Consider the following 26,392-nt stretch of genomic DNA (forward strand, 5'->3'; position numbering starts at 1 on the left):
GCGACTCCGAGTGACACACCGGCATCGCCGCGCCGCAGCGCTGGCGAAAGGCTCAGCCCGTGCCGAGCGAGACCGGGCTCGGCACGCTGCCGGGAATCTCGGCGAGACGATCGCGGGTGCCGCTGTTGAGCTGGCCGATCGCCCCAAGCAGGCCGCGCGTATAGGGATGGGCCGCGGCATCGAAGATGCCGTTGACGCCGGCCTGCTCGACGATGCTGCCGGCGTAGAGCACGACGACCCGGTCGGCCATTTCCGCGACGACCCCGAGATCGTGCGTGATCAGGAGCACGGACGTGCCGAACTCGCGACGCAGATCGTCGATCAGGGTCAAGACCTGGGCCTGGATGGTGACGTCGAGCGCGGTGGTCGGCTCGTCGGCGATCAGCAATGCAGGGCGCAGGGCGAGCGCCATCGCGATCATCACGCGCTGCCGCATGCCACCGGAAAGCTGGTGCGGAAATTCGGAGGCCCGCCGCCGCGCATCCGGAATGCGGACGAGATCGAGCAATCCGACCGCCTGCCGCCGCGCGTCCGCCTCGGACACGCCACGATGCTCGACGATGACCTCCGCGATCTGCTCGCCGACCCGCAGCAGCGGATTGAGCGACGTCATCGGCTCCTGAAACACCATGGCGAGACGGTCGCCCCGGAGCTTGCGCAGTTCCTCGGCCCCGAGCGTGACGAGATCGCGCCCCTCGAAGAGGATGCGGCCGGAAGCGACCTGCATGACGCTTCGGTTGAGCAGACCGATGATGGAGAGCGCGGTCAGGCTCTTGCCGCAGCCGCTCTCGCCGACGAGGCACAGCGTTTCACCCGGATCGATCGCAAACGAGACGTTGCGGACGAGCGGCACCGGGGTGCCTCGCGTATTGAGTGTAATGGAGAGGTTCTCGACGGAGATCAGCGGCGTACTCATCGCATCTCGCCTCCCGCAAAGCTCGGATCGAGCAGGTCGCGAAGCGCATCGCCGAGCAGGTTGGCGGCGAGCACCGTCATCGCCAGCATCAAGGCTGGGAAGCCGAGAATCCACGGCGCGATCTGCAGGAACTGCCGTCCCTCCGACATCATGTTGCCCCAGCTCGGCACGTCGGGCGGCGTGCCCGCACCGAGAAACGACAGGAGCGATTCCAGGATCATCGCGGAGGCAAAGACGTAGGTCGACTGCACCATGATCGGCCCGGCAGCGCCGGGCAGGATGTGACGATGCAGGATGGTCACGGTACGCCCGCCGCAAGTGATGGCGGCCTCGACATAGACGCGTTCGCGCAAACTGAGAACGCTGGCGCGCACCACGCGCGCCATGCGGGGAATTTCCGGGAGGCTGATCGCCGTGACGATCACGATGGGCGAAGCGCCAATCAGCGCCACGAGTGCGATCGCGAGCAGGATCGCGGGGATCGCCATCACCGCATCCATCGCGCGCATCACAATCTTGTCGACGCTGCGGAAATAACCGGCGATGACACCGATGCACACGCCGATCAGCGTGGTGAGAACAGCAACGGCAATGCCGACCGACAGCGAAACCCGCGTTCCCACCAGCGCGCGGGCAAACACGGAACGTCCGACTTGATCGGTGCCGAAGGGCTCCGCCAGCGACGGCGGTTGAAGCCGGTTCAGCGGGTCCAGCGCGGCGGGATCCACGGTGATCCACGGGCTCACGACGGCCGTCACGCCAAAGGCGAGCAGCAGAGCGCAACTCAGAGCCAGTATGGGCTGGCGAACCGGCAGGCTCGCGATCTGCGAAAACCGGTTGACACCGATGTCCGGCGCATCGAGCCCTTCTGCTGCGTGGGTCATCGCCATCGGCTCGTCCTGCATCAGTACCGGATCCGCGGATCGACGACAGCGTAGAGAATGTCGACCACGAGATTGACGACGACATAGACGAAGGCGAACAGCAGGATCAGGGCTTGCACCACCGGATAGTCGCGCCGGAGAATGGAGTCTGCGGTCAGCCGGCCGAGGCCGGGAATGGAAAACACGGTCTCGGTAACGACGACGCCGCCAAGCAGCGCGGCAAATCCGATGCCGACGACCGTGATGATCGGGACTGCGGCATTGCTGAGCACGTGCCGTACGATGATTTTGCGGGCCGCGAGCCCCTTGGCATGGGCGGTGCGGACATAATCTTCGCGTAGCACCTCTAGCACCGCAGCGCGCGTCACCCTCGCGATCAAGGCGATATAGAGGAAGCTCAGCGAGATCGCGGGCAGCACGAGCGAATGCAGGCAGGCCAGCACGCCCTGCGACAGCGGCTTATAACCCTGCACCGGAAACCAGTGCAGGCCGAGTGCGAGCGTATAGACCAGCGCGAAAGCGACGACGAAGACCGGCAATGAGAAGCCGAGCACCGCCCCCGCCATGGTCAGGCGCGCGACGAGCCTCCTCGGACGATAGGCGGCGACGAGGCCGAGCGGCACGGCGACGACGACCGCGATCGTGATCGTCATGAGAGAAAGAAGCAGCGTCGGCTCGATCCGCTGCGCGACAAGCTGCGAGACCGGGATGCGGCTGAACAGCGACAGGCCGAAATCGCCGCTCAGGATGCGGCCGGCCCATGCGAGGAAACGCGGCAGCAGCGGCAGATTGAGTCCGAGCGCCTGGCGCACCGCCTCCACCTGTGGCGGCGAGGCGAAGTCACCGGCGATCAGCACGGCGGGATCACCCGGCACGAGGCTGAGCAGCAGAAAGACGAATACCGCGACGGCGAGCAGCACGGGGATGGCCGCGAACAGCCGACCGAGCACGTAGCCGGTCATGCCGAGCGCCTGCAAATGCTGACCGGCGATCGCCGGACGCCATCCAGCCCACGCACCATTGCCTCCCTGGTCCTAGTTAAACGTTTTTCTAATGAAGCACGGAAGCTGGTCTATCGCAACGGTATTGTACTTTTTCTATACGTCTTTTGGCTTGCCTCCAGTCAATCCAAACAATACAAAAACGTTTAACAGGAGAATAGTTGATGTCGGCAGGGCCGTTGCCCACTATCCACGAGGTCGCCCGGCTCGCCGGTGTCTCCGTGGCCACCGTGTCGAAGACGCTCAACCGGTCGGGCAAGGTCAGCGAGCTCCTCCAGGCGCGCGTCAATGCGGCAGCACGCAAGCTCGGCTATGCACCGCATGCCAGCGCCCGCAGCCTGCGCAGCGGCGCCACGCGCATCCTGGGGCTGCTCGTGGCAGACCTCGCCAATCCCTACTTCCTGAAGCTCGTCGAAAGCATCGAGTGGCTGTCGAGCGCGGCAGGCTATTCGGTCATTCTCTGCAACAGTGCCGAAGACCCCGAGCGCGAGGAGCGGCATCTTGCCATGCTGCTGTCGCAGCGCGCCGACGGCGTCATCGTCATCCCGACCCGGCGCGGCTGGAGCGGACGCCAGGCCGCGCTGGCGGACTTGCCGATGCCGGGCATTCTGGTGGACCGACGCATCGAGGGGCTCGACCTCGATTCGGTCACGACCGACAATGTCGCGCTGGGACGGCTCGCGGCCGAACATCTCGACGATCTCGGCCATCGCCGCATCGCCGTGATCATGGGATCGCCCGAGCATCAGATCGCGCGCCACCGCCTCGATGGCCTCAGAAGCGGCCTGGCCTCGCGCGGCACCACCCTCGACGAACGGCTGATCGAGAAGGACAATTTCTCCGAGGCCGCCGGCCATGCCGCCGCAATGCGGCTTCTGCGGCATGCGCAGCGACCGACCGCGATCTTCGCCACCAACAATCATCTTTCGCTCGGACTGCTTCGTGCCATTGCCGAGAGCGGGCTCACCATTCCCGACGACCTCTCCGTCATCGCGGTCGACGAGCCTCCGTGGGCCGGCTTGGTGCGGCCGGGCATGACCATCGTGACGCAGCCATCCGAGGCGATTGCCCAAACCACGGTCTCGACCCTGCTGTCGCGAGTTTCGGAGGGACGTTCCGGCGTCGAGGGAGAGGCGAGATCGATCCAGCTTCAGCCGGCGCTGGTGGTGCGCGGGTCCACCGCCGCGATCCGGAATTAGAGATGAGTGATGCGCCCGGCCTTGCGCCTTCCACCGGCATTCTTGCGCTGTCCGCCGTCGACGCCATTGCCGAGATTCGCAAAGGCCATCTGTCGCCGCTCGACGTGGTCGATGCCGCGATCGACAGGATCGAAGCGACGGATGCGGGAATCAACGCGATTCCGGTTCGCTGCTTCGAGGCCGCACGGGGTGAAGCACGGCGGCTTATGGAGAAAAAGGCGGCCGGCGAGGACTGGCCCCTGCTCTGCGGGCTTCCGCTCGCGGTCAAGGACAACACCGATGTCGCAGGCGTGCCGACCAGCGGCGGCAGCGCGCTGACGGCCCGCGGCGCCCCCGAGATATCGAATCCCGCGATCGATCGTCTCCAGCGCAATGGCGCCATCGTCGTGGGCAAGAGCAATCTGTCGGAGCTCGGCGGCGCCAACACCACCAACGCGCTGTTCGGCGCGACGCGCAATCCGTTCTTTCCTGCGCTGACCGCGGGCGGCTCCTCCGGCGGATCGGCAGCGGCGCTGGCCGCGCATCAGGTCTATCTCGCCCATGGCAACGATGTCGGCGGCAGCCTGCGCACGCCGGCCGCATTTTGCGGTGTTGCGGGGCTGAGGCCCACACCGGGCCTCGTGCCGAGAAAGCCGCTCTCCGATCCGTTCGACACCGTTTTCGTCGAGGGACCGATGGCGCGGACGATTCCCGATCTTGCCTTGATGCTGGATGCGATGGCCGGCTTCCATCCGCCCGATCTGTTGTCGCGCGAGCATCCCGCATCGTTCCGCAACGCCGCCGCACGACCCGGATGGGCGGGGCGAATAGCGGTGTCTGAGGATCTCGGCCTGCTGCCGGTCGATCACGACATTCGTTCCGCCTTCCGCGGCGCGATCGACCGGCTCCAACCCGCCGGCTGCAGGATGAGCGAGACCGCCCCTGATCTCGCCGGGCTGCCGCGCGTGATCCGCGCGCTACGTGGTCTCGCCTATCTTGCCACCTGGGGCAGACTTTGGCCGCAATCGCGCGCGGCCTTCACGCCCGAGGTGGCGGGCGACATCGCCCATGGTGAGAGCCTCTCCGCAACAGACATCGCGGCCGCGATAGAGCAGCGCGCGGCCATCTACCGGCGCATGCAGGATTTCTTCGGCGACATCGACATCCTGATCTGCCCGACCGCGCAGGTCGCGCCCTTTCCGGTCGAGATCATGTGGCCCGCCGAGATCGAGGGGACCGCATCGAAGATCTACATCGACTGGATCATGATCACCTATGTCTGGTCGATCCTCGGCTGCCCGGCGCTGGCGGTGCCCGCCGGCCGCGATAGGGCCGGCATGCCGGTCTCCTTGCAGGTCGTCGGCCCACCGCACAGCGAGGAGCGCCTGATCTCCTTCGCGGCGCGGATCGAGCAGGCGTTTTCCTCGCCATCCTGAGGGAACGGCGATGTCCCGCGGAACCTGATCTTTCACGCGCCCGTCGGTTGAATTCATGGCCTCGGAGCCCTATGCCTAGGCGCCATGGACACCCAGATGATCGCCGCCGAAAAGCCGCTGATGGCCCAGGCGCGCCCGCGCAAGCCGGCGCCGTTCCTCCCCATGAGCCGCGCCGAGATGAACGCGCTCGGCTGGGACGCCTGCGACATCGTGCTGGTGACCGGGGATGCCTATGTCGACCATCCGAGCTTCGGCATGGCCATCATCGGCCGGCTGCTGGAGGCGCAGGGTTTCCGGGTCGGCATCATCGCGCAGCCGGACTGGCATTCGGCGGAGCCGTTCAGGGCGCTCGGCAAGCCACGAGTGTTCTTCGGCGTCACCGGCGGCAACATGGATTCCATGGTGAACCGCTACACCGCCGACCGGCGCATCCGCAGCGATGACGCCTATACGGCCGGCGGCGAAGGCGGCAAGCGGCCGGACCGCTGCACGATCGTCTACGCCCAGCGCTGCCGCGAGGCGTTCAAGGATACCCCGATCGTGCTCGGCGGCATCGAGGCCTCGCTGCGCCGGATCGCACATTACGATTACTGGTCCGACAAGGTGCGCCGCTCCGTGCTGGCGGACGCCAAGGCGGACTTGCTGCTCTACGGCAACGCCGAGCGTGCCGTCGTCGAGGTGGCGCACCGGCTCGCTGCCGGCGAAGCGCCGCGCGAGCTCGACGACATCAGGGGCGTGGCGCTGTTCCGCAAGGTCCCGGACGATTACACCGAGCTGCACGCCGACGATCTCGAGTCCGCCGACGAGGGCGCATCGCGCCAGAAGGGCGCCACCGTAATCCGCCTGCCGGCGCTGGAGCAGGTCGAGCAGGACAAGGAAGCCTATGCGCGCGCCTCGCGCGTGCTGCACCGGGAGAGCAATCCCGGGAATGCAAGGCCGCTGGTGCAGCGTCATGGCGACCGCGATCTCTGGCTCAACCCGCCGCCGATCCCGCTCACCACGGAAGAGATGGACGCGGTCTACGACCTGCCATATGCGCGTGCGCCGCATCCCTCCTATGGCGACGCCAGGATCCCCGCCTGGGAAATGATAAAATTCTCGGTGACGATCATGCGCGGCTGCTTCGGCGGCTGCACCTTCTGCTCGATCACCGAGCACGAGGGCCGCATCATCCAGAACCGCTCGGAAGGCTCGATCCTGCGCGAGATCGAGCGCATCCGCGACAAGACGCCCGGCTTCACCGGCGTCATCTCCGACATCGGCGGCCCCACCGCCAACATGTACCGGATGGCGTGCAAGGACCCGAAGGTCGAGGCGGCGTGCCGCCGTCCCTCCTGCGTCTTCCCCGAGATCTGCCCGAACCTCAACACCTCGCATGACGACCTGATCCGGCTCTATCGCAAGGTGCGCGAGACCAAGGGTATCAAGAAGGTGATGGTCGCCTCCGGCGTGCGCTACGACCTCGCGGTCGAGAGCCCCGAATACATCAAGGAGCTCGTCACCCATCACGTCGGCGGTTACCTGAAGATCGCCCCCGAACATACCGAGCGCGGCCCGCTCGACAAGATGATGAAGCCGGGCATCGGCGCCTACAACAAGTTCAAGCGCATGTTCGACGAGGCGACCGAACGCGCCGGCAAGAAATATTACCTGATCCCCTACTTCATCGCGGCGCATCCGGGCACGACCGACGAGGACATGATGAACCTCGCGCTGTGGCTGAAGAAGAACCGTTACCGCGCCGACCAGGTGCAGACCTTCCTGCCCTCGCCGATGGCGACCGCGACCGCGATGTATCACACCGGCGTCAACCCCTTGCGCGGCGTGCGCCGCGGCGGCAGCGACAAGGTCGAGGCGATCAAGGGGCTGCGCCAGCGCCGGCTGCACAAGGCGTTCCTGCGCTATCATGACCCCGACAATTGGCCGCTGCTGCGCGAGGCCCTGATCGAGATGGGCCGCCGCGACCTGATCGGCTCGCAGCCGCATCAGCTCGTGCCTGCGCACCAGCCTCCCGGCACCGGCAAGGCCGCCGGCACCAGGCGGCCAATGCGGCCCGGCGGCAAGACGCAGCGGTTCACGACCAAGGGCCTGCGGGTGATGAAGTAGCGGGCGTGAGCCGGATCTGGCACGGTTTGGTCTGGCGTCTTCGCGTCGGCAAAACGAAAGCTCGAAAACAACCCCATGCACAGTAGCCGGGGGTAGCAAGATCAACGGCTTACGAGCGCGATGAGATCGGCGCGAACATCGACCGCAAATCGAGGCATGATCGGCCCGGGGAAACGGTCAATTTCCGTTTTTGCGAAATTCGCTTGATCGTCGGGCAAAACAGGCGTATGATGCCACCATCGCGGAACGTGGATGAGACGAACCCGTCCTGCTGCTCCGTATCGATAGCTTGAGCTCACCGCGCCGCGCCCGAATTTCACCGGCTTGGCTTGCAGGTTCGCGACGAGCGCCGAAACTCCGCGCTCGGTCTTGTTCTTCTTCATGCGTTTCATCGCCGAAGCAAGCTCCGCGTAACAAAGCCATTAATTAGAAGCGCTCTAACAACTGATCCAAGGCGCGATCGAATCACCGCTGCAAGAATCGAACGCACCAAAGAAGCCGATGCGCGGTTGCCGCTTGCGCAATCGTACTCGTGACAAATCGTCGCGATGATTGCGCAAACGCTGCTGCTGCGCACCAGACTGTAGAAGTTCTAATTTCGCTGCGTTGCTTCTGATGTTTCGAGCCCCTAGCAGACGATCTGCTGAGTAATTGGGGGCGTTGGTGAGTAACATTCAAAACTACAAGAGCCGCCTGCTTGTCGGAGCGGCCGTCGGTACGTTTTCGCTCTGTCTGACGGGCGCCGCGGTGACGGAGAGCAGCGCGCAGAGTTCCGCACCGCAAGCGTTGCCGGCGGTGACGGTCGACGCGACTCAACAGCGCGCGCGCGTCACGCGCAACGCGCAGCCGCGCGGAAGCGTCCAGCGCGCTGCACGCGATGCGCGGAGGCCAGCCGAACAAGCTCCGTCGAATGTTCCCGTCACCACGATGGGAAGCACGCGGACGCTCGGCGCTCCAGCCCCTGCCTATGCCGGAGGTCAGGTTGCGCAGGGTGGGACCCTTGGCCTGCTGGGCAACGTGAGCGTCATGAATACCCCGTTCAGTGTGGTCAACTACACCTCGCAATTGATCGAGGACCAGCAGGCACGGACGGCGGCGGATACGCTGATCAACGACTCGTCGGTTCGTGTCACCACCGGGCCCAACGGGTTCGACGACACGTTCCAGATTCGCGGTTTCCCCGTTGCCGCGACAGACGTCGGCTTGAATGGACTTTACGGTCTGGTGTCCTCCAGTCGCGTTCCCGCCCAGATCATCGCGCGCATCGAGTTGCTCAAGGGGCCCGGGGCACTCATCAACGGCATCGCTCCTGGCGGTACGGTCGGCGGCGCCATCAACATCCTCACCAAGCGCGCCGGGGAAATCCCCTTCACGCGTGTGACGCCGTTCTTCATGAGCGCCGGCCATTATGGCCTTCACGTCGAGACCAGTCAGCGCTATGGCGAGAACAAGGAGTGGGGCGTCCGCTTCAACGGCGTCGGCCGCAACGGCGAAGCCACGATCGACAATGGCAATTGGAGGAGTGGTCTCGGCGCGCTGGGTGTCGATTATCGCGGCGAGCGCCTGCGCTGGACCGTCGATGCGATCTCGCAGAACGACGATACCGAGAACTTCCGTCCGCAGATTGGCATTCGAACGACGGTACCGTTCATTCCGGCTCCACCGGACCCGCGCAGCACCTGGTATCCAGGCACATTGCTGAAGCAGCGGGACAATACCATTGCCACGGCGCTCGAGTATGACCTGTCCCAGTCGATCACGGCGTATGCAGGCATCGGTTACCGCGACGGCGAGATCTATCAGACATTCCCCGACTCCCGCGTCACCGGTTTCCCGAGCGGTGCGGACGCCTTCGGTAATTTCCGGCTGATCAACGCCTACTACGATTCCTACAGCAAGACGACGAGCGGCAATGCCGGCATTCGGTCGCGCTTCGATGTGGGTCCGGTCACGCACAGGGTGAACTTCGCCTTTACCGGCTACTACCAGGAAAACGGCAACGCCTACGTCGCCAACACTCCGGCACAGTCGGTACCCTCGAACATCTACAATCCGGCCCCGCTGCCGGTGGTCACCGGCGCGCGCCTTCCGCCGCGGCTGGCCAACGAGATCCTGTTGCGCAGCTTTGCGCTCGCGGACACGATGTCGGTGCTGGATGAGAGGGTCCTGCTCACGCTCGGTGCCCGCCATCAGCGTGTGGAGCAGGATGCCTTCAGCACCACGACGGGCCTCAAGATGAGCGACTATGGCGCGGAGGCCGTGACGCCTCTGGCCGGTCTCGTCGTCAAGCCGCTGCAGAACGTGTCGCTCTACGCGAACTACGCCGAAGGCCTCAGCCAAGGTGTCATCGTTCCCGCCGGCTTTGCAAATACCGGGTCGATCCTGGCGCCCTACAAGTCCAAGCAGCAGGAAGCCGGCGTCAAGGTGGACTGGGGCACCATCACCACGACGGCAGCGGTGTTCCAGATTGCACGGCCGAGCCTGGTCACCACTGCCGGGAACGCCCGCGCCTACGACGGCGAACAGCGCAACCGCGGCCTCGAACTCTCGGCTTATGGTCTTCTGCTGCCCGGCCTGCGCGGCATGGCGGGCGTTACGTTCCTGCGTCCGGAGCTGACCAATCCGGCCACGGCCTCGGAGCGCGGCAACGATGCCGCCGGTGTTCCGAACGTGACATTCTCGGGTGCCCTCGACTGGGATGCACCGTGGGTGACAGGCCTTTCGTTCAACGGGCGCGTGATCCACACGGGCGGCTCCTACCTGACGAATGCCAACCTGGCGTGGCAGCGCTTCCCCAGCTGGACTCGCTATGACATCGGTGCGCGTTACGCGACCGTCCTTAACGGCCGTCCGGTGACGTTCCGTGCCAATGTCGAAAACCTGTTCGACAAGCGATACTGGCTGACCAGCGGCGGTTTCCAAACCGTTGGCGCCGGCCGCACCTTCCTGCTGTCGGCGGCGTTCGATCTCTGATCGAACATCCCCGATGGCCGCAGCAAGGTCATTCGCGATGGATGATCTCCAGCTGTGCCGAGCGTCTTAACATCGTCGGATCGCCGGGGCCTCGCGCGCCGGCGAATTCACGTCACATACGGATTGTGTTTCGAGGAGTCTGTCATGATCAGGAGTTTTGCCGTCGTGATTGCCCTGCTTGCCGCAGTCTTGCCGGCGCGGGCGCACCAGATCTGGATCGAGCAGGCCGACGGCCAGAACGCGATCGTTCGCTTCGGCGAATTCGGCGAGAACCTTCGCGAGGTCTCGCCGGGCCTTCTGGACAAGCTTGGCAAGGTGACGGGCACGCTGATCTCGGCCAAGGGTGAGAAGGGTGAGCAGAAGTCCGATGCGACCAAGAGCGGGGACGGCTTCAGGCTGCCGTTCTCGGCCGCCGCAGGCGACACCATCGTGGCGGAGGACGCCAGCTATCCGCTCTACGTCCGGAAACAGCCGGGCAAGGACGTCAACAATTGGTTCTATCCGGCGGCCCGCTACATCACCAGCTTTGCCGCGCAGCAGCCGAAACTGGTGTTCGATCTCGTGCCGACCGGCCAAGAAGGCCAGTTCAAGCTCATCTTCAAGGACCAGCCCAAGGCCAAGACCAAGGTCACGCTGGTGACGGAGTCGGGCTGGCAGAAGGACGCCCACACCGACGAGCAGGGCCACGTGACGTTCGATATGCCGTGGAAGGGCGTCTATGTGGTCGAGGTCAGCTTCAACGACCACAATGGCGGCGAACGCGCCGGGACGAACGGCACCGAAAAGTACGATGCGGTAAGCTATTCCACGACCGTCACCTTCGTGAACGCCAAAGGCCTGGCGCCGATTCCGGCCGGGCCACCGGCAACACCCGCTAAATGAACGCGCTGATCCGACAGGTCTGGGCGACGGGGCCGCTGATTTCCCGCATCATTGCGGCGGTGTTCGGCGGCTATGCATTGGCAGCGCTTGCGAGCGTGGCTGTGCTGGCATTGCCCATGAGCAAGCCGCAGGCGGTGCTCACGGGCATGCTGGCCAGCTTTGCCATCTACGCCGGAGCCGTGATCTGGGTCTTTGCCGTACGCAGTGCGTGGAAGTCATGGGCGGGCTTGATCGTCGCGGCCGCGGTGCTGACACCGCTGGCCTGGTCCGTTGGCTGAGGGCCGGCGCGTGAAAGCCGACAAGGAGACACAGAGGGCGGGCCGCGGTATCCGCCAAAGCATGTCCGGTCTGCACACCTGGGCGGGGCTGCTGCTCGGCTGGGTGCTCTACGCCATGTTCCTCACGGGCACGGTGTCCTACTTCAAGGACGAGCTTTCGCAATGGACGCGGCCGGAATTGGCGCGGCTGTCGCAAGTTCCTGATCAGGCCGCAGTGGCGCAGCGGATCGCCGATGAACTCGGCAACGTTGCCGCCGGAAGTTCGCAGTGGAGCATCCGACTGCCGGACGGCCGCAACAACAGCGTCTATGCGTTCTGGCGGACGCGTGGCCAGGGCCAGCGCGCGTTCGGCGAAGCCAATTTCGACCCAGCGACGGGTCAGAAAATCTCCTCGCGTGAGACGCTGGGCGGCGAGTTCTTCTTCCGCTTCCACTTCCAGCTTCACTACATGCCCGTGGTGTGGGGACGATGGATCGCCGGCATCGCCGCGATGTTCATGCTTGTCGCCATCATCAGCGGCGTCATCACCCACAAGAAGATCTTCGTCGATTTCTTCACCTTCCGCTGGAGCAAAGGCCAGCGCTCGTGGCTGGAGGCTCACAACGCGCTGTCGGTCTTCGGATTGCCGTTCCATTTCATGATCACCTACACCGGCCTCGTGACGCTGATGGCGCTCTATATGCCATGGGGCGAGAACGCGGCCTTCAAGACGCCGGCCGAGCGCCAGCAGATGACGAGCGAGCTCAGCGTCTTTATTCAGCCCGGCAAGCCCAGCGGACAAAGCGCTCCGCTGGCATCGGTCGAAAACATGGTGCGGCAGGCGCAGGAGCGCTGGGGCAAGGGCAATGTCGGACGCGTGACCTTCGTTCATCCCGGCGACGCGGCCGCACGTGTGGCGGTGGCACGCGGAGAGGCTGGCCGTGTTTCGATGAGCCCGCAATATATGGAGTTCGAAGGCACCACCGGCAAACTGCTGAACGTCCGCGACAGCGTCGGCGCCGCCGCCGAAACCCGGGGTGTACTCTATGCGCTCCATCTCGGGCGCTTCAGCGACACCCAAACGCGATGGCTGTATTTTCTCGTCAGCTTCATGGGCACGGCCATGGTGGGCACCGGCCTCGTGATGTGGACCGTCAAGCGGCGCAGCCGGCTGCGCGATCCGGAGCGCCCGCATTTCGGCTTCCGTTTCGTCGAGCGCCTGAACATCGCGAGCATTGCCGGCCTGTCGATCGCGATGACGGCGTTCCTGTGGGCCAACCGCCTTCTGCCGCACCCGATGGAAGCCCGCGCCGACTGGGAGATCGATGCATTCTTCGCGGTCTGGGCTCTGACGCTGCTCCACGCCCTGCTGCGTCCGGCCAAGGCGGCCTGGATCGAGCAATTATGGACGGCGGCTGCGCTGCTCTTCCTGTTGCCCGTCCTCAACGCGCTGACGACGCAGCGGCCGCTGTGGCACAGCCTGGCGCAAGGCGACTGGGTGTTCGCCGGCATCGACGTGACGTGCTGGGCACTCGCACTGCTCCATGTTGTTCTGGCTGTTCGCACCGCCCGGAACCGATCCATTGTGCAATCGAAGCGCATGCCGCAGGTGCCGGTCGCCATTGCTTCAAGCGGTGCGGCGGAATGATCCATCTACTTGCCCTTGGGCTGTGTCTGGGGGGCTTTGCTGCGCTGGCTTTCGCCACGCACCGCCAGCAGCGCGATATTTTCGGCACGGCGCTGCCGCGGGTGACGACCTATGGACTTCGGGCCGTCGGTGCAGGGGTGCTGCTGCTGGCGCTCGGCATCCTCGTGGCCGCAAAGAGCTGGAGCATGGGCCTCGTGATGTTCAGCGGTCATACCACGATGGCTGCCGCCATCGTGTTTTGTGCGCTAATCGGGTGGGGGAGACTGGCTGCCCGCACGCCGCGACGTGGACGGAATGATGCTCGCGTCCGCTCCGTCACTCGACGTTGAAGGTATTCGTTTCGTGACCCAGCTGGCCAGAAACGGTCGTGGATGCGGCAAATAGATGGTCGTGACTTTGTCTGCTTCTGGTCCCCAACCGGACATCGACCTGAGCGGGATGTCTACATCGAACGACAAACACTGCACCCTCGGCTAAATTATCATCCCTTACCGGCACTTCAGGTCGTGATATTGAGACCACGCGCGCCGTGAGGCGGCGGCTGTTTGAAAGGAAAGCTATGTATAGTCCTTCTCAACAACTCATTCACCTGGGCCTTGGCTTCATGGTCTCCCAAGCCTTGCGCGTTGCGACAGATCTCAACGTTGCGGATCGCTTGGTCGCCGGAGAGCGGAGCGTCGACGATCTGGCGGAGGAAACGCATTGTCACTGCGATGCGCTCTATAGGATTATGCGGCTTCTCGCCGCCGAGGGGGTCTTTAGCGAAACCTCGGCCCGCCGTTTCCAACTCACCGAATTGGGCGCAGCCTTGCTTTCCGACGCACCCTCAAGTCCCCGCGACCTGATCCGAATGATGAACAGGGAGCCGTATCTCGCCTTCGCCCAGCTCACTCATTCAGTGCAAACGGGTTTGCCGACGTTCGAAACCGTATTTGGAAAGCCCAGGTTCGATTGGCTGGCGGACCATCCGGACGCGGCCTCGCTATTCCAGCAGGCGATGATCGCGCTTAGCCAAGGCGCCAATGAAGCTGTAGCAGAGGCGTGTGATTTTGGTGCGTTTTCTCAGATTGTCGATGTCGGCGGCGGCCATGGACAGCTGCTTTCGGAGATCCTAAAGAGACACCCTCACCTTTCCGGCATATTGTTTGACCTACCGGCCGGGGTTGAGGCAGCGCGGGCTAATGCGGCAAGCTTCCCGCCACAGACCTCGTTCGTGGCCGGCAATTTCTTCAACGCCGTTCCAGCCGGTGCGGACGTCTATATCATGAAAAAGGTCATTCACGATTGGAATGACGAGCAAGCGGTACGCATCCTGCGCAATTGCCGAGAGGTAATGAAACCCCACGGACGAGTTTTAATTGCGGAGACTATTATTCCCCCAGGAAACGAACGAAATACGATCAAGCTAATCGATGCGAACATGCTTGTCGTTACGGGGGGCGTCGAGCGAACCGAGAGCGAATTTGCCGCTTTGCTTGCCGCCGCAGGTCTGCGGCTTGAGCGGGTCATTTCGACCGCCCGGGCGATCTCAGTTCTTGAGGCAAGCCGAGCCTGAAGTCTTCGAGAAAGCATCGGGTCATACATGCGCAACGAACCTTAGATCGTCGAAAGGAGGGGATTTGCCATCGGCGGCGTTGGAGCGGATGAGCTGGCCGGTGCCAGCCGGGCCGGAACCCTTTCAATAGTATTTTCTTGAACAGATGGATCGAGGCTCGATCGTCGGTGGTATCCGACAAAAAATGAGCTCCGTAGACGTCGTTGTTCCCTGCTTCAGGTATGGGCACTTCCTGCGAGAGTGCGTCGAGAGCGTTTTGACGCAATCCGGTCCCGAATTGCGCGTGCTCATCATCGATGATGCGTCACCTGACAATACCGCGGAAGTTGCGCAAGAGTTACGGTGCTCCGATCCCCGCGTCGATTACCGCAGGCACATCTCGAATCAAGGTCTCATCGCGACCGCCAACGAAGGCATTGCCTGGGCGAGCGCCGACTATATGCTTCTGCTGTCTGCGGACGACTACCTGCTGCCCGGTGCCCTGTCGAGATCGGTCGATCTGATGGACAATCACCCTTCTGTCGCTTTCACCTTCGGAGGCGCGGTTGTTCTAGACCAGCGCGGGGATCATCCATTCTACAGAAGCTATTATGGAACGGAAGTGGATCTCCGAACGCGCATCGTGTCCGGACTCGAGTTCATCACTCTTAGTCGTGCACAATGTATTGTGGTGTCACCGACCGTCGTCGTTCGCACGAGCCTGCAGAAAAAACTGGGCGGGTATCTAGCAGACTTGCCCTACGCCTCCGACATGGAAATGTGGATGCGGCTCGCCGCACATGGCGACGTCGGATTCATTGGTGCGGACCAGGCCGTGTATCGATACCACTCAGTCAACATGTCGAGTGAACCTTCACCGGAGCTAAACCTGCTCCAACGCAAGGCGGCTATCGAACATTTCCTGAATGGCGGCGCCGCGATGCTGACAAACGATCTCAGGAACTGGTTGACCCGCCAATTGGCACTTGACGCGATCGTCCGCGCAAGCATTGCCTTCAACGAAGGAGCGATAGACACCTCAGCACGCCTTGCCGAACTTGCGTTGAGTATTGACCCAAGCGTTCAACATTCACGTCGTTGGTGGTTTCTTGCCTGCAAGAAGATTCTTGGATTGCGAGGATGGCAGCTGGTGCGGCCTTCAGTTGAGTTGTTCAGATCCATCTTCCGGAACGAGCGGCGCTGAGTAGCCGAGCTCGCCGCGACGCATAGGCTGCCCGCTAAAACCACTGGGCGTATCATTTTCGCTTCTGGCCCCGTAGCCGAAGGTTCCGGTGGCTGTCGGCGCGTCGGTTGCGGGGTGTAGAGCGGAAGCCGCTGAGATCGGATCCCATTGGCAGCATATGCGCCCATGGCCGACCCACGAGCGTCCTCCGCCAGGAGCCGCTTGTGGCCCAAGAGGGACATATCGGGTTGCGAAGCAGAATGCCTGCTCTCGTTCACCACATTTAAACCTTAAGATTGTACGAAGAGTGCTCACCCACAGGTCGCAGGAACATGCGAACAGCCTTCCTACAGAAGCCGTCATTGGACTTCGGCCAATGAAGGCCTGGCAGACCAGCTGCATCGTGGCTGTTCTCGCATCCGCGGGACTCTTTCTGGCCGCCGGGAACAGACCGGCCGCGACGTTGCCGGACGTCCTGTCGGAAGCGGCTGCGAGCATACCGGCTGCAGCGAGCACAGCGGCTCCTGCGAACGTGGTGACGCCTGCCACCTACGCAGAGGCATCCGCCAAACTCGCGGCGGCGCTTCGGGCAGAAAGAGCGGAGCCGGGCTCGGTGACGTCGGCAGGTTCGGCGCCGCTGCGCACGGAAGCCGAGATCGTCGATGAACCCGTCGCGCCGAAATTGGCGTCGTTGGGACAGGATGTCGTCCAATCGCTGCCGCCGGAACGCGATGCGTCCAACGGAGCTCCGAAAGCGGCGTCGACGCAGGATTTCCGTCATCTGGCCTACTACGTCTGGTCCGAACTGCCGCCCGCCGAGAAACCGGCAGAGATCGTCTTGCGTGCGTTTAGGGATATTCCGCTGGGAACGCCGACCGAAGAGATCAAGCGCGCTGCCGACGCGTTTGGTCTCGATTTCAATTTCATGATGGCGGTTGCCAAGATCGAATCCGGCTTCAACCCCAATCAACGCACCGGGTCGTATATCGGGCTGTTTCAGCTGAGCTATTATGAGTTCGGAAAGTTCGGCTTCGGGCAGATTCGCAGTCCGCGGGATAACGCCGTCGCGGCCGCCTACAAGATCATTACCGAAGGCGTCCTGTTCGAGTGGATCACCCACCGTAAGCCGGACATGAGCGATCTCTACTTGATCCATCAGCAGGGCTGGGAAGGCGCCGCCGAGCACATCAGCCGGCCCGCTCGCCTTGCGTGGAAATCAATGTGCGCCACCAGCGAAGGCAAGGAGAAGGGCGAGAGGTGGTGCAAACGCGCGATTTGGGGCAATGCACTTCCGGCCTTCAAGCGCACCTGGAAATCGGTCGACAACGTGACGTCAGAAGCGTTCGTCGGCATGTGGCGCGGCCGGGTCGCCGAATTCTACACGAAGTATGTGGCGACTGCTGCGGCGGCGGCAAACCAATAATCCCATCGTCGGCGGCGCCGCACACGTTGCTTTGTCTTTAGCGCAACTCGCCGGCCGTCGGCCTTTACCCAGGATGTGTTGGGCCTCACCTGAACGGGCTATTGGGCCGTGTAAACGCAACGAAACCCGATATAGACCGCGTGAAAGTCGGCCGATTTCCACTGTACGGCTGACGCTTTTGTCTTGTCCGCACCGTACCACCACGACCCGCCGGCCGTCAGTGCCTCATCGCCCCGCCGATCCGCGAGCCATTCCCAGACATTGCCACCCATATCGTACAGACCGTTGACACCCCGCTTGGTGGTACCCACGGCTGCATGCAGCGGCCAGCGATCTCTATCGGATGTGTTCATGCCGTCAGGTTTGTCGCCGACAGGATAAGGATAGGTGCGTCCATTTACAAAATCGTCGGTAGGATTCGCACGCGTTTCGGTATGGGCGGCTCTTTCCCATTCTTCCAGGGTCGGCAAGCGTCCGCCCACGGCTAAGCAGTAGTCACGAGCTTCGTTCCACGACACATGCACCGCCGGCTCATCGTCGCGGCCCGGTTCTCCGAACGGCGTCGCCCATGTCCAGCCGCGGCGACGGACCCAGCTGCCCGCGAATTCGTGTCCGCCTCCTTCCTGTTCGGCCGCGGTCTTCAGAGCTTTGTCAGCAGCGAAATTGCGAAACTGGCCGATCGTGACCTCGGTCCGGTCGATGGCAAACTTGCCCAGATTCTCGCGTTGGCCAGGCTCGGCGAATGCAACGCTGGTAACAGCCATCAAGCCACATCGCAAAGCAATCGAGCGCCATTTCATGTAAGAACTTCTCCTGTATTGCCTCGAGGTGAGACGTGGCAGGCGCCGACCCAGCGCGCCTGCCATTCACCGATCAACTCATGCGCTGACGCAATGCCGCCTGCGAACGGCGGATGACGCCCTGGTACATGCTCTGCTTGTCAGGATACCATTGCATCGACGCGAGATTGGCGAAGCCGGGAATGCTTTCCATACGCCGTGCCATCCGCTGCCGCATGGATTGATCCGGCTGAGGACCGCGCAGTGCGCCGACGTTCTCGGCCGCGTGATCCGGGTTCGACGTCGCGGCAAGAACGGTCGTCACCGCCGGGTGGCCCATGGCCCATTTGATGAAGAACTGCGACCAGTTCTCCGCACCGATATCGCGGGCAAAATCGGGCAGCGGCCGGCCCTCGACGATCTTGTGCAAGCGGCCTTTTTCCAGCGGCATGTTTGTGAGCACGCCGACGCCCTTGTCGCTCGCCGCGCGAAGGACGCGCTCCTCGGCGTGACGATTGAAGATCGAATAGTTAACCTGGATGATGTCCACCAGATCCTTGTCGATCAATCCTGCGAGAATGTTGTGATAGTCATTCTCGTGGACCGAGGCGCCGACATAACGAATCTTGCCCTCTCTCTTCCATACGCGCAGCAGTGGCACGATCGCGTCGACATTGACCAGGCTGTGGCAGTGGAGCACGTCGATCTTGTCGCGCCACAGCCGAACCCTCGATTGCTCCATGCTGGCCAAGGCGTGGCTTTCGTCGGCCAGGTAGTCGCCGGTCGACCAGATCTTGTTGCTGATGAACATCTGGTCCGTCACGCCCATGGCGCTGAGAAAGCCACCGACGCTGACCTCGCCGGTACCGTAGAGCGGCGATGTATCGATCACCCGGACGCCGGCATCTATATATTTCCTGGTGACCTCTCGCAGCGCGTCGCGATTGCTGCCCGGCAGCAGGTCAAAAGTCAGAAACGTTCCCAGTCCGAGCGCGGGCAGACTTTCGTTGGTGCGGCCGATCGTTCGGGTGAGTACCGGCCCCGCCGCAGGCGCACGCGATGCAGTGCCGGTTGGCGCTTGCGCACTGGCGCTCGAAACGCCGACTGCAGTTGCGTGAACAGCTGTCGCCGCGATGGCGCCCATCGCGGTGGCGGCGCCGAGAAACTGGCGGCGATCGGTCGCCGTCGGCCTATCCTGTGGTGTCTTATCCATTGCAAATCTCCGTGATTTCGCCTGCGGCACTTGTCGCCTGCCAATAGAAAGGATCGACCGCTCGCTTTGTCGCGCGGGATTCTGACCAAATCACTCGGATCCTGACGCGACGATGCTCCCTTTCCGGCCTGCAAGGAATTGCGGTTCCAAGCTTGAATGTGTATTCAGGCGACGTCGCTGCGCAGGAAGTCGCGATGCACCGTGTCATTGAGAATGCGTCGACAATCGATCGGTTGAGCTCCCGGCCGGATGGCTGGCGGCGCACCCAATGGGCGAACGGCGCATTCGAAACGGCGTACCGGCCGATGACCTCCATCGTCGAAGGACGCATCCTGTCGCCAAATCACCTCATCATGGCGACCCTGTCCGGCGGCGCCGAGCGACATGTAATTTCAGCCGATGGCGGGCATCGCTATGACGGCCCCGATCTACCGTCGACCGTTTCATTTCTCCCGGCTGGCTGCGAACGACGGCTTCGGCTTCACAATGTGGGTTGGCGATGGGCAGCGATCGCCCTCGACCCCGCCAGGATTTCAGCAATCGCCGGCGCATCGATCGAAGGACTGGGCCCCCTGTCGGGCGCGGAAGACAGCTTTGTCTGGAACATGCTCGCGGAGTTCGAACGAGTTGACGCGCTCGAGGGAGGTCTCGACGCGATCTATTGCGACACGATGAGCCTTGCTCTCGTTGTATACCTTGCACGCCGATACGGTGGTGCAAGGGTGAAGGATACATCGATCAAGCTGCCGGCGTGGCGGTTACGGCGTGTCACCGAATTCATCGACGCGCATTTAAGCGCGACAATTCGGATTGCCGATCTCGCTGATCTTGCGCAGCTCTCGGAAGGCCATTTCCATCGCGCATTCAGGGCAGCGACCGGGCAGACGCCGCTGGCATTCGTCCATGCGAGGCGTGTCGCGATGGCAAAACAACTGCTGGCGAGCAGCAAGCTTTCGGTCGCGCAGATGGCGCTACGCGTCGGTTTTCTCAGTCCCGCGCATTTTGCCCGCGTCTTCCGGTCAATGACCGGCCAGAGTCCATCCCAATATCGACGCTCATTCCATCTTTGACGGCGGAAAGTAACGCCTGACGGCCAATGGCGTACAACGGCAGTCGGCAAATAGCCGACGACACGCCTCAACCCTGCGTCATTTTCCGACGAGCCCGTGGCCCCGGCGTCAAGACGCAGCGGTTCACGACGAGGGGCCCCTGCGGGTGATGAAGTCGCGGCGCGGCTCGCGCTACAGCGCGAGCACGACCTCGCCCGACACCGCGTCCGTCACGCCGCGTCCGCTGCCCTGGTCCTCGAGCACCGACCTGAAACTGTCGAGGGTGTTGATCATCGCCGAGCGTGCCGCGACCAGCGCATCCTGGCTGGACCACGTGCCGATGAGGCAGAAGGTCTGATCGCCGGTCCTGATGATGACGCCGTGCTCCAGCCCCGGCCATTTGGCCTTGCCGTCTCGGTGCGCATCGAGGAAGGCGCCCTCCTGGCCCGGCTTCACCTTGAACTTGACGACGTTGTAAACCTGCATGACGCGCCTCCGGAACATGATTGGATGAAAATGCGAGCGCCGTACCAGATCGGGTTCGGACCGATATCTTTGCACCCCCGCAACAAAAAGTCGAAAACAACCCCACGCACGATAGGCGGGGCAACAGAATCAGCGACTTAGAGCGCGGCGAGACGGAATAGATCTCCGCGGCGGGACTGGCTGCTCCAGCAAGCACGATCTTTCGAATGACCGCAGCGCACTCTGCTCATCTTACGAAAGCGTTGCACCGTCGGGAAAAACAGGAGCAGGGCGCATCGGAAGAATCAAGATGGGCCGAACCCATCCGCTGCTCCGTACTGACATCCCTGGGCTTCACACCTCGTGGAACCAACGAGGGTGTCGCGCGTTGCCGCGCTGCTCTAGAAGGTGACGCAGCTGAAGCCGGGTCGCCTTGCTGGGCCAATCAAGACGGGAACGCCGGGCGAGCCAAACCAGATGCGTCGTATCCGACTCGTGATCGCAGATCGCCGTCCGATCGTCTTGCAGGGTTTTGAGACGCTATTTGCGACCGAACGTGACTTCGAGATCGTTGCGTCCTGCATCAATGGAGCCGATTGCCTCGAAGCCGTCCGGACGTTGGTGCCGGACGTCGCGCTTGTCGAGGATGGATTTCCCGATCTGACGGCCTCAGCCATGCTGGCCGCCGTCAACGCCGAAAGCCTTCGCACACGGCTGGTCTTCTACACCGCATCGATCGCACGCGGCGATCTCGCTGCGGCCGTCGCAGCGGGTGCCTGCACGGCTATACCGATGCGCGAGGAGCCTGAAAACCTGCTGCAGTCCCTGAGGCTGGTGGCGCCGAACGCGCATCCGGCGGCCGGCAAGGCAGGCAATGGCGCGTCTGGCGAAAATGGCCTGGCAGCGCTGACGGACCAGGAGCGCAGGATCATGCGTCTGGTCGCCAGCGGCATGTCGAACAAGGAGATTGCGCGCGAGCTCAAGGTCGCCCCAGGCGCCATTCAGGCGCGGATCGATCGCATGTCCGCGCGGCTCGACATCAAGGGCCGGACGGAGCTCGCAAGCTTCGCCCTGTCCCGCCTCTACGGCGGCGTCGGCGCGCTTGCAGCTCTGATTTGGGCGGCGCTGGATGACGTTCAATCCGCGAACGCGGCGGCCTTCGATCATGCGGATGCCGACAATTTCACGGTCATAACCGCAGACGGCGCCGGCGCGATCGTGAGCATCAAGATCACCTCCGCAAAAACGACCCTTCCGGCCAAAACGGCCAAAGCCTTCCGTATCGAGAACTCCCCGGCAGACATGCCGACGCGGGCCGCCAAGCTCATCGAATCCCGAGCCGATATTGCTGGCAGCACGATCACGGCGCCGCCCCTCACCCCTTCAAGAGCGGGCTTGAGCAGCGCCGGCACGTTCATGATGACGGCAGTCGGAGTCTCGCTTTACGAACTTTTCAGCAATCACGCGCAGGCGTTCACGGTTTCCGACGGCCTGAGCGACGTCTTTGCGTCGGCTTCCGCAGAGACCAGCGCGTTCGCCGCCCTCAACCCTGCAAGGCCGGATGCGAACCTCGACGGCTTCGACAAGCTGCCCTGGCCCGATCCCGAACTACACCATGATTCATTCGCCTTCGCCGCTGCCCGAGGCGACGCCATGGCCAGAGCCGACGAGGTTCAGACCATCGACGCGGCCGCGCGCGAGGACGGCTTCGGCGACAACGGCAACCCTCATATCGGATCCGGCGCCATCGACGCTCTGAGCGATCATGGCGGCTTGGAACAGGCGGCCGCAACGGGCGCGAGGAATGCCGAACGCGGCACGACACAGGCAGCGGCGATCGACGCACGCGATCATGGACCAGCGCAGCGCGATTTGCACGCTTCGGAAGACGGCGCAGCAGCCGGCAAGCCGGAGACCGAGCACGGGCCACCCGACCACGCATCAAGCCAGGGGCAATCGCACGCTTCGGAGAAGGATGCAGCAGCCGGCAACAAGCACGCCGAGCACGAGCCACCCGGCCACGATCCAAGTCATGAGCAATCGCAGGGCGACCTGCACGCTTCAGAGAAGGGCGCAGCAGCCGGCAAGCATCAGGCCAAGCCGGATTCAACCGGACACGACACCAATTCAGGACAACTGCATCGCGTTTCGGATGACGGTTCTGCAGCTGCCAAGCACCATGCCGAGGATGATGTCCCGGCAAGCCATGCCAGTTCCGGCCACGCGCAGCGTGACTTGCATCAGGCACATCCAGGCGACTCGACCCAGAAGGCCGGCGGCAACGGCCAAGCACAGCATGACTCAGGTCCAGAAAAAGCGGCTGCCGCGCCCAAGGCCGAAGATGCATTTCATTTCAAGAATGACCTGCCAGCGCCAAGACATTCAGATCATCTCGAACTTGGCTCCGGCGCCGATACGGCTGGACGTGGTCTTCACCACGCCGGACATGCTGAACTGGCGTCGATCCTAACTTCGGACCCAATTAGCCATTCGCACGCGGAGCAAAGCGCAGTGGACCACGCAAGAGGCGTTGACCACCATCCGACGCAGGATCTTTTCGTGTAGCGCACGCGTCTCCGTACGGCGTTAACCATCGCTAGCGGTTCCAGTCCCAGCGCAATCGCTTCGAGCTTTCTTAAATCTTGCGGGGTACCTCTCCTAGGCGTGGCGACCTGGGAGAAGACATGAGCAAGCGGGCCAAACGCCGGAAGGTCGAGGCGATCGCATTGCCGATGGCCGCAAGAGTTGGAATCGGCGCCGTGGCCGTGGCAGCATTGGGGTACGGCCTGCTGGCCCCCGCGGGAAACGTGCAGCCGGCGCGGAAGCCGTCCGCGCCCCAGGTCAAGGCATCGTCAAGTCCGGTCTACGTGGCGCCGCCGATTCATGCAGCAGCGCCCGCGCCGGCCGCGATCCCGGCTCCGGCGCCGCTGATCGAGCCGCCCAAGGCCGACACTGATGCTCCCGGAGCCTTGGTAAGGCAGGTGGTCGACTATGCCAGCCGCCAGACGCCGGGCACCGTGATCATCGATACCAACAACACGTTCCTTTATCTCGTCCTGAACGACACGCAGGCGATGCGCTACGGCATCGGTGTGGGCCGCGAAGGTTTTGCGTGGTCCGGTGAGCAGACCGTGGCGCGCAAGGCAGAATGGCCAGACTGGCGCCCGCCTGCGGAGATGGTCTCGCGTCAGCCCTATCTGCCGCGGTTCATGGCAGGCGGCCCCGGCAATCCGCTCGGCGCCCGCGCAATGTATCTCGGCGAGACCGAATATCGTATTCACGGCACCAACAAGCCCGAGACGATCGGCAAGCGGGTGTCGTCGGGCTGTATCCGCCTGACCAATGAGGACGTCGTCGATCTCTACGAGCGGGTGAAGGTCGGCGCGAAGGTGATCGTGCTTCCGACAAATGCGGCCCGTCGACCGTCTCAGGGTGCGCCGCCCGACGCCGCATCCCGATCGCCGGACCCGGCCTCGCCGTCGAACCGGCCGTCGGCGACCAGCGCACAGCTGCCGTCAGCCGGACCGAAGATCGCCGAGGTGCAGTAGTTCGGTCCTTCCTCCTGGCTCTGCCCCGAGGACAAAGAGGCAATTCAAGTCGTCACTACACGTCGGTAGCCACGGCCGAACAGACCATCTTGCGCGACCAAAGCCGGTCTGCGTTGGCAAAATGCGGCATCGAATTAACCCTGTCGACAAATGATTGCCGTTGGGCGGTGGCCGCCGGCAAAGTTGCCTCATTGACGCGCAGAATTTTTAGCGGCGCTAACCTGGGTCAGAGGCGCGTTATGCTGAGAATGGCGTTGTTGGGCCTCCTCATCCTGTTGAGTGTGGGAATGCTATCGGCCATGGAGCTTAGCTCTCCACCGCGTCGCATCGCCGCCACGGTCCAGCCGCCTGCCGAGCAGAACGCAAGCATCCCCGCTTCGCACGATGCGCTGGCGAAGGCCGATCGCCTCGAGGTTGCCGCTGAGAGCCGCGCGATGCCGACACAGACCGCTTCGGTGGATAACCCGGTTGCTCCGCAGGACGTGCATGTCCGTTCATTCGCGCCGGCGCCGGTCGTCCGTCCGCGAAGCAAACCGAAACGGATCGCGACCGCTGAACCTCCCAAGCCGAAGCCAAAGGCATTTGGCGTCAAACGAGCCGCCACTGTTCAGCGCACAAAGACCGCCAGCAAGACCGAGCACTGTCGGCTCAAGGCGTTCGGCGGGCTGCTCAAGGCCTTGAACCTGACCGGCTGCGAAATCTGAGGTCGCCTCCAGGAACGTCTCGCAAACTCTTCCGATCGGCCATATGTTGCCCGCATGAAAAAGATCGGATTCCTCTCCTTCGGGCACTGGACGCCCTCGCCGCAATCGCGGACGCGCTCGGCGGCGGATACGCTGCTGCAATCGATCGAGCTGGCGGTCGCGGCCGAACAGTTAGGGGCCGACGGCGCCTATTTCCGCGTCCACCACTTCGCGCGACAGCTGGCCTCGCCGTTTCCGCTGCTCGCGGCCGTCGGCGCCAGGACCAGCCGAATCGAGATCGGCACGGCCGTGATCGACATGCGCTACGAGAACCCGCTCTACATGGTGGAGGACGCCGGCAGCGCCGATCTCATCGCCGGCGGACGGCTGCAGCTCGGCATCAGCCGCGGCTCGCCTGAGCAGGTGATCGACGGTTGGCGCTATTTCGGCTATCGGCCGGCCGAGGGCCAGAGCGATGCCGACATGGGGCGGCGCCATGCGGAGGTCTTCCTCGACCTGCTGCGCGGCGAAGGATTCGCCGAGCCCAATCCGCAGCCGATGTTTCCCAACCCGCCGGGGCTCTTACGCCTGGAGCCGCATGCGCCGGGCCTGCGCGAGCGGATCTGGTGGGGCGCCGGCTCGAACGCCACCGCGGTGTGGGCGGCGAAGCTCGGCATGAACCTGCAGAGCTCGACGCTGAAGAACGACGAGACCGGCGAGGCCTTTCACCTGCAGCAGGCGGCGCAGATCCGCGCCTATCGCACGGCGTGGAAGGAAGCCGGCCACAGCCGCGAGCCCCGCGTCTCCGTCAGCCGCAGCATCTTCGCGCTGATGGACGAGCGCGACCGCGCCTATTTCGGCGGCGAGCGCGGCAGCGAAGACCAGATCGGCTTCATCGACCCGCGCACCCGCGCGATCTTCGGCCGGAGTTATGCGGCCGAGCCCGACGTGCTGATCGAGCAGCTGCGCCAGGACGAGGCGATCACCGAAGCCGATACGCTGCTGCTGACGATCCCGAACCAGCTCGGGGTGGACTATTGCGCGCATGCCATCGAAGCGATCCTGATGCATGTCGCGCCGGCACTGGGGTGGCGGTGACACGAACGGCAATATGTCCCAGAGGAATCACATTTGGACCCTCCCAAACGGTCGTCATGCCCGGGCTTGTCCCGGGCATCCACGTTTCTCGGTGCCGCGCGGCGAGGCGTGGATGGCCGGGACAAGCCCGGCCATG

Annotated in this window: 23 protein-coding genes; 16 read left to right on the top strand and 7 right to left on the bottom strand. The window is 63.5% G+C overall.

The genetic code is table 11. The features are described 5' to 3' along the window. Positions 1-52: 52 nt before the first annotated feature. From ACM43_RS07530 to ACM43_RS07540, 3 genes are read right to left on the bottom strand one after another with little or no spacing between them, the layout of a single operon-like run. Positions 53-916 carry an ABC transporter ATP-binding protein gene (locus ACM43_RS07530; RefSeq protein ID WP_271539365.1) on the bottom strand — a complete coding sequence of 288 codons (864 nt, stop codon included), beginning with the start codon at positions 914-916 and terminating at the stop codon, positions 53-55. Then, positions 913-1,821 (bottom strand): ABC transporter permease, encoded by a 909-nt coding sequence (locus ACM43_RS07535; protein ID WP_271539367.1) that lies wholly within the window; start codon positions 1,819-1,821, stop codon positions 913-915. Before ACM43_RS07535 ends, ACM43_RS07530 begins: the two co-directional genes overlap by 4 nt. Next, positions 1,821-2,762 (bottom strand): ABC transporter permease, encoded by a 942-nt coding sequence (locus ACM43_RS07540; protein ID WP_271539369.1) that lies wholly within the window; start codon positions 2,760-2,762, stop codon positions 1,821-1,823. The genes ACM43_RS07535 and ACM43_RS07540 overlap by 1 nt, the downstream gene beginning before the upstream one ends. A 203-nt stretch (positions 2,763-2,965) precedes the next feature. On the opposite strand from ACM43_RS07540, the gene ACM43_RS07545 reads away from it, so the two are divergent. The 3 genes from ACM43_RS07545 to ACM43_RS07555 all read left to right on the top strand — a co-directional run bounded on the left by ACM43_RS07545 (position 2,966) and on the right by ACM43_RS07555 (position 7,521). After that, complete coding sequence (locus ACM43_RS07545; RefSeq protein ID WP_271539371.1) at positions 2,966-4,000, top strand: LacI family DNA-binding transcriptional regulator; 1,035 nt, start codon at positions 2,966-2,968, stop codon at positions 3,998-4,000. 2 nt (positions 4,001-4,002) lie between these two features. Beyond that, entirely contained in the window at positions 4,003-5,415 is a 1,413-nt protein-coding gene (locus ACM43_RS07550) for an amidase (protein WP_271539372.1), read from the top strand. 84 nt (positions 5,416-5,499) lie between these two features. Next, the gene (locus tag ACM43_RS07555; RefSeq protein ID WP_271539374.1) at positions 5,500-7,521 is read left to right on the top strand and encodes a YgiQ family radical SAM protein; all 2,022 of its coding nucleotides are present in this window, start codon (positions 5,500-5,502) and stop codon (positions 7,519-7,521) included. A gap of 101 nt (positions 7,522-7,622) precedes the next feature. On the opposite strand, the gene ACM43_RS07560 is transcribed toward ACM43_RS07555, so the two are convergent. Further along, complete coding sequence (locus ACM43_RS07560; RefSeq protein ID WP_271539376.1) at positions 7,623-7,904, bottom strand: hypothetical protein; 282 nt, start codon at positions 7,902-7,904, stop codon at positions 7,623-7,625. A gap of 280 nt (positions 7,905-8,184) precedes the next feature. Here ACM43_RS07560 and ACM43_RS07565 point away from each other — a divergent pair, with 280 nt between their 5' ends. The 8 genes from ACM43_RS07565 (at position 8,185) to ACM43_RS07600 (ending at position 17,421) form a co-directional block, all read left to right on the top strand. Continuing rightward, entirely contained in the window at positions 8,185-10,494 is a 2,310-nt protein-coding gene (locus tag ACM43_RS07565) for a TonB-dependent receptor (protein ID WP_271539378.1), read from the top strand. 144 nt (positions 10,495-10,638) lie between these two features. Next, complete coding sequence (locus ACM43_RS07570; RefSeq protein WP_271539380.1) at positions 10,639-11,376, top strand: cobalt ABC transporter substrate-binding protein; 738 nt, start codon at positions 10,639-10,641, stop codon at positions 11,374-11,376. Beyond that, positions 11,373-11,654 (top strand): DUF3649 domain-containing protein, encoded by a 282-nt coding sequence (locus ACM43_RS07575; protein ID WP_271539382.1) that lies wholly within the window; start codon positions 11,373-11,375, stop codon positions 11,652-11,654. The genes ACM43_RS07570 and ACM43_RS07575 overlap by 4 nt, the downstream gene beginning before the upstream one ends. 61 nt (positions 11,655-11,715) lie before the next feature. Then, positions 11,716-13,281 carry a PepSY-associated TM helix domain-containing protein gene (locus ACM43_RS07580; protein ID WP_271539384.1) on the top strand — a complete coding sequence of 522 codons (1,566 nt, stop codon included), beginning with the start codon at positions 11,716-11,718 and terminating at the stop codon, positions 13,279-13,281. Beyond that, a complete protein-coding gene (locus ACM43_RS07585; protein WP_271539386.1) occupies positions 13,278-13,610 on the top strand; it encodes a DUF3325 domain-containing protein in 333 nt (110 codons plus the stop codon). Before ACM43_RS07580 ends, ACM43_RS07585 begins: the two co-directional genes overlap by 4 nt. A gap of 230 nt (positions 13,611-13,840) precedes the next feature. Further along, positions 13,841-14,836 carry a methyltransferase gene (locus ACM43_RS07590; protein WP_271539388.1) on the top strand — a complete coding sequence of 332 codons (996 nt, stop codon included), beginning with the start codon at positions 13,841-13,843 and terminating at the stop codon, positions 14,834-14,836. Positions 14,837-15,020: 184 nt separating this feature from the next. After that, entirely contained in the window at positions 15,021-16,019 is a 999-nt protein-coding gene (locus ACM43_RS07595; protein WP_271539390.1) for a glycosyltransferase, read from the top strand. Between the two features lie 355 nt (positions 16,020-16,374). After that, on the top strand, positions 16,375-17,421 hold the full coding sequence (locus ACM43_RS07600; protein ID WP_271539392.1) for a transglycosylase: 1,047 nt from the start codon (positions 16,375-16,377) through the stop codon (positions 17,419-17,421). A 98-nt stretch (positions 17,422-17,519) separates the two neighbouring features. On the opposite strand, the gene ACM43_RS07605 is transcribed toward ACM43_RS07600, so the two are convergent. After that, positions 17,520-18,221, bottom strand: a complete 702-nt coding sequence (locus tag ACM43_RS07605; RefSeq protein WP_271539394.1) for a formylglycine-generating enzyme family protein — start codon at positions 18,219-18,221, stop codon at positions 17,520-17,522. A gap of 73 nt (positions 18,222-18,294) precedes the next feature. Then, positions 18,295-19,443, bottom strand: coding sequence for an aldo/keto reductase (locus ACM43_RS07610; RefSeq protein WP_271539396.1), 1,149 nt, complete (start codon positions 19,441-19,443; stop codon positions 18,295-18,297). Between the two features lie 164 nt (positions 19,444-19,607). Between ACM43_RS07610 and ACM43_RS07615 the strand changes: the two genes are divergently transcribed. Continuing rightward, entirely contained in the window at positions 19,608-20,483 is an 876-nt protein-coding gene (locus ACM43_RS07615; protein WP_157283330.1) for an AraC family transcriptional regulator, read from the top strand. A 171-nt stretch (positions 20,484-20,654) separates the two neighbouring features. Here ACM43_RS07615 and ACM43_RS07620 read toward each other — a convergent pair whose 3' ends face one another. Beyond that, positions 20,655-20,948 (bottom strand): DUF718 domain-containing protein, encoded by a 294-nt coding sequence (locus ACM43_RS07620; protein WP_271539399.1) that lies wholly within the window; start codon positions 20,946-20,948, stop codon positions 20,655-20,657. 456 nt (positions 20,949-21,404) lie between these two features. Between ACM43_RS07620 and ACM43_RS07625 the strand changes: the two genes are divergently transcribed. From ACM43_RS07625 to ACM43_RS07640, 4 genes are all read left to right on the top strand, one after another. Next, a complete protein-coding gene (locus ACM43_RS07625; RefSeq protein ID WP_271539402.1) occupies positions 21,405-23,492 on the top strand; it encodes a LuxR C-terminal-related transcriptional regulator in 2,088 nt (695 codons plus the stop codon). A gap of 119 nt (positions 23,493-23,611) precedes the next feature. Then, complete coding sequence (locus ACM43_RS07630) at positions 23,612-24,475, top strand: L,D-transpeptidase (protein ID WP_271539405.1); 864 nt, start codon at positions 23,612-23,614, stop codon at positions 24,473-24,475. 239 nt (positions 24,476-24,714) lie between these two features. After that, positions 24,715-25,179: a hypothetical protein gene (locus tag ACM43_RS07635; protein WP_271539406.1), complete on the top strand. Its 465-nt coding sequence runs from the start codon at positions 24,715-24,717 to the stop codon at positions 25,177-25,179. A 54-nt stretch (positions 25,180-25,233) separates the two neighbouring features. Continuing rightward, positions 25,234-26,256, top strand: coding sequence for an LLM class flavin-dependent oxidoreductase (locus ACM43_RS07640; RefSeq protein WP_271539408.1), 1,023 nt, complete (start codon positions 25,234-25,236; stop codon positions 26,254-26,256). The last annotated feature ends 136 nt before the right edge of the window (positions 26,257-26,392 follow it).

The organism is Bradyrhizobium sp. CCBAU 45321 (assembly GCF_028128975.1).
Classification (GTDB): Bacteria; Pseudomonadota; Alphaproteobacteria; order Rhizobiales; family Xanthobacteraceae; genus Bradyrhizobium; species Bradyrhizobium yuanmingense.

Bases quoted from the DNA above. Each gene is read 5' to 3' on its own strand.
- ACM43_RS07530 (WP_271539365.1), bottom strand. From the start codon at position 916: ATGAGTACGCCGCTGATCTCCGTCGAGAACCTCTCCATTACACTCAAT.
- ACM43_RS07535 (WP_271539367.1), bottom strand. From the start codon at position 1,821: ATGCAGGACGAGCCGATGGCGATGACCCACGCAGCAGAAGGGCTCGAT.
- ACM43_RS07540 (WP_271539369.1), bottom strand. From the start codon at position 2,762: ATGACCGGCTACGTGCTCGGTCGGCTGTTCGCGGCCATCCCCGTGCTG.
- ACM43_RS07545 (WP_271539371.1), top strand. From the start codon at position 2,966: ATGTCGGCAGGGCCGTTGCCCACTATCCACGAGGTCGCCCGGCTCGCC.
- ACM43_RS07550 (WP_271539372.1), top strand. From the start codon at position 4,003: ATGAGTGATGCGCCCGGCCTTGCGCCTTCCACCGGCATTCTTGCGCTG.
- ACM43_RS07555 (WP_271539374.1), top strand. From the start codon at position 5,500: ATGGACACCCAGATGATCGCCGCCGAAAAGCCGCTGATGGCCCAGGCG.
- ACM43_RS07560 (WP_271539376.1), bottom strand. From the start codon at position 7,904: ATGAAGAAGAACAAGACCGAGCGCGGAGTTTCGGCGCTCGTCGCGAAC.
- ACM43_RS07570 (WP_271539380.1), top strand. From the start codon at position 10,639: ATGATCAGGAGTTTTGCCGTCGTGATTGCCCTGCTTGCCGCAGTCTTG.
- ACM43_RS07575 (WP_271539382.1), top strand. From the start codon at position 11,373: ATGAACGCGCTGATCCGACAGGTCTGGGCGACGGGGCCGCTGATTTCC.
- ACM43_RS07580 (WP_271539384.1), top strand. From the start codon at position 11,716: ATGTCCGGTCTGCACACCTGGGCGGGGCTGCTGCTCGGCTGGGTGCTC.
- ACM43_RS07585 (WP_271539386.1), top strand. From the start codon at position 13,278: ATGATCCATCTACTTGCCCTTGGGCTGTGTCTGGGGGGCTTTGCTGCG.
- ACM43_RS07590 (WP_271539388.1), top strand. From the start codon at position 13,841: ATGTATAGTCCTTCTCAACAACTCATTCACCTGGGCCTTGGCTTCATG.
- ACM43_RS07595 (WP_271539390.1), top strand. From the start codon at position 15,021: ATGAGCTCCGTAGACGTCGTTGTTCCCTGCTTCAGGTATGGGCACTTC.
- ACM43_RS07600 (WP_271539392.1), top strand. From the start codon at position 16,375: ATGAAGGCCTGGCAGACCAGCTGCATCGTGGCTGTTCTCGCATCCGCG.
- ACM43_RS07605 (WP_271539394.1), bottom strand. From the start codon at position 18,221: ATGAAATGGCGCTCGATTGCTTTGCGATGTGGCTTGATGGCTGTTACC.
- ACM43_RS07615 (WP_157283330.1), top strand. From the start codon at position 19,608: ATGCACCGTGTCATTGAGAATGCGTCGACAATCGATCGGTTGAGCTCC.
- ACM43_RS07620 (WP_271539399.1), bottom strand. From the start codon at position 20,948: ATGCAGGTTTACAACGTCGTCAAGTTCAAGGTGAAGCCGGGCCAGGAG.
- ACM43_RS07625 (WP_271539402.1), top strand. From the start codon at position 21,405: ATGCGTCGTATCCGACTCGTGATCGCAGATCGCCGTCCGATCGTCTTG.
- ACM43_RS07630 (WP_271539405.1), top strand. From the start codon at position 23,612: ATGAGCAAGCGGGCCAAACGCCGGAAGGTCGAGGCGATCGCATTGCCG.
- ACM43_RS07635 (WP_271539406.1), top strand. From the start codon at position 24,715: ATGCTGAGAATGGCGTTGTTGGGCCTCCTCATCCTGTTGAGTGTGGGA.
- ACM43_RS07640 (WP_271539408.1), top strand. From the start codon at position 25,234: ATGAAAAAGATCGGATTCCTCTCCTTCGGGCACTGGACGCCCTCGCCG.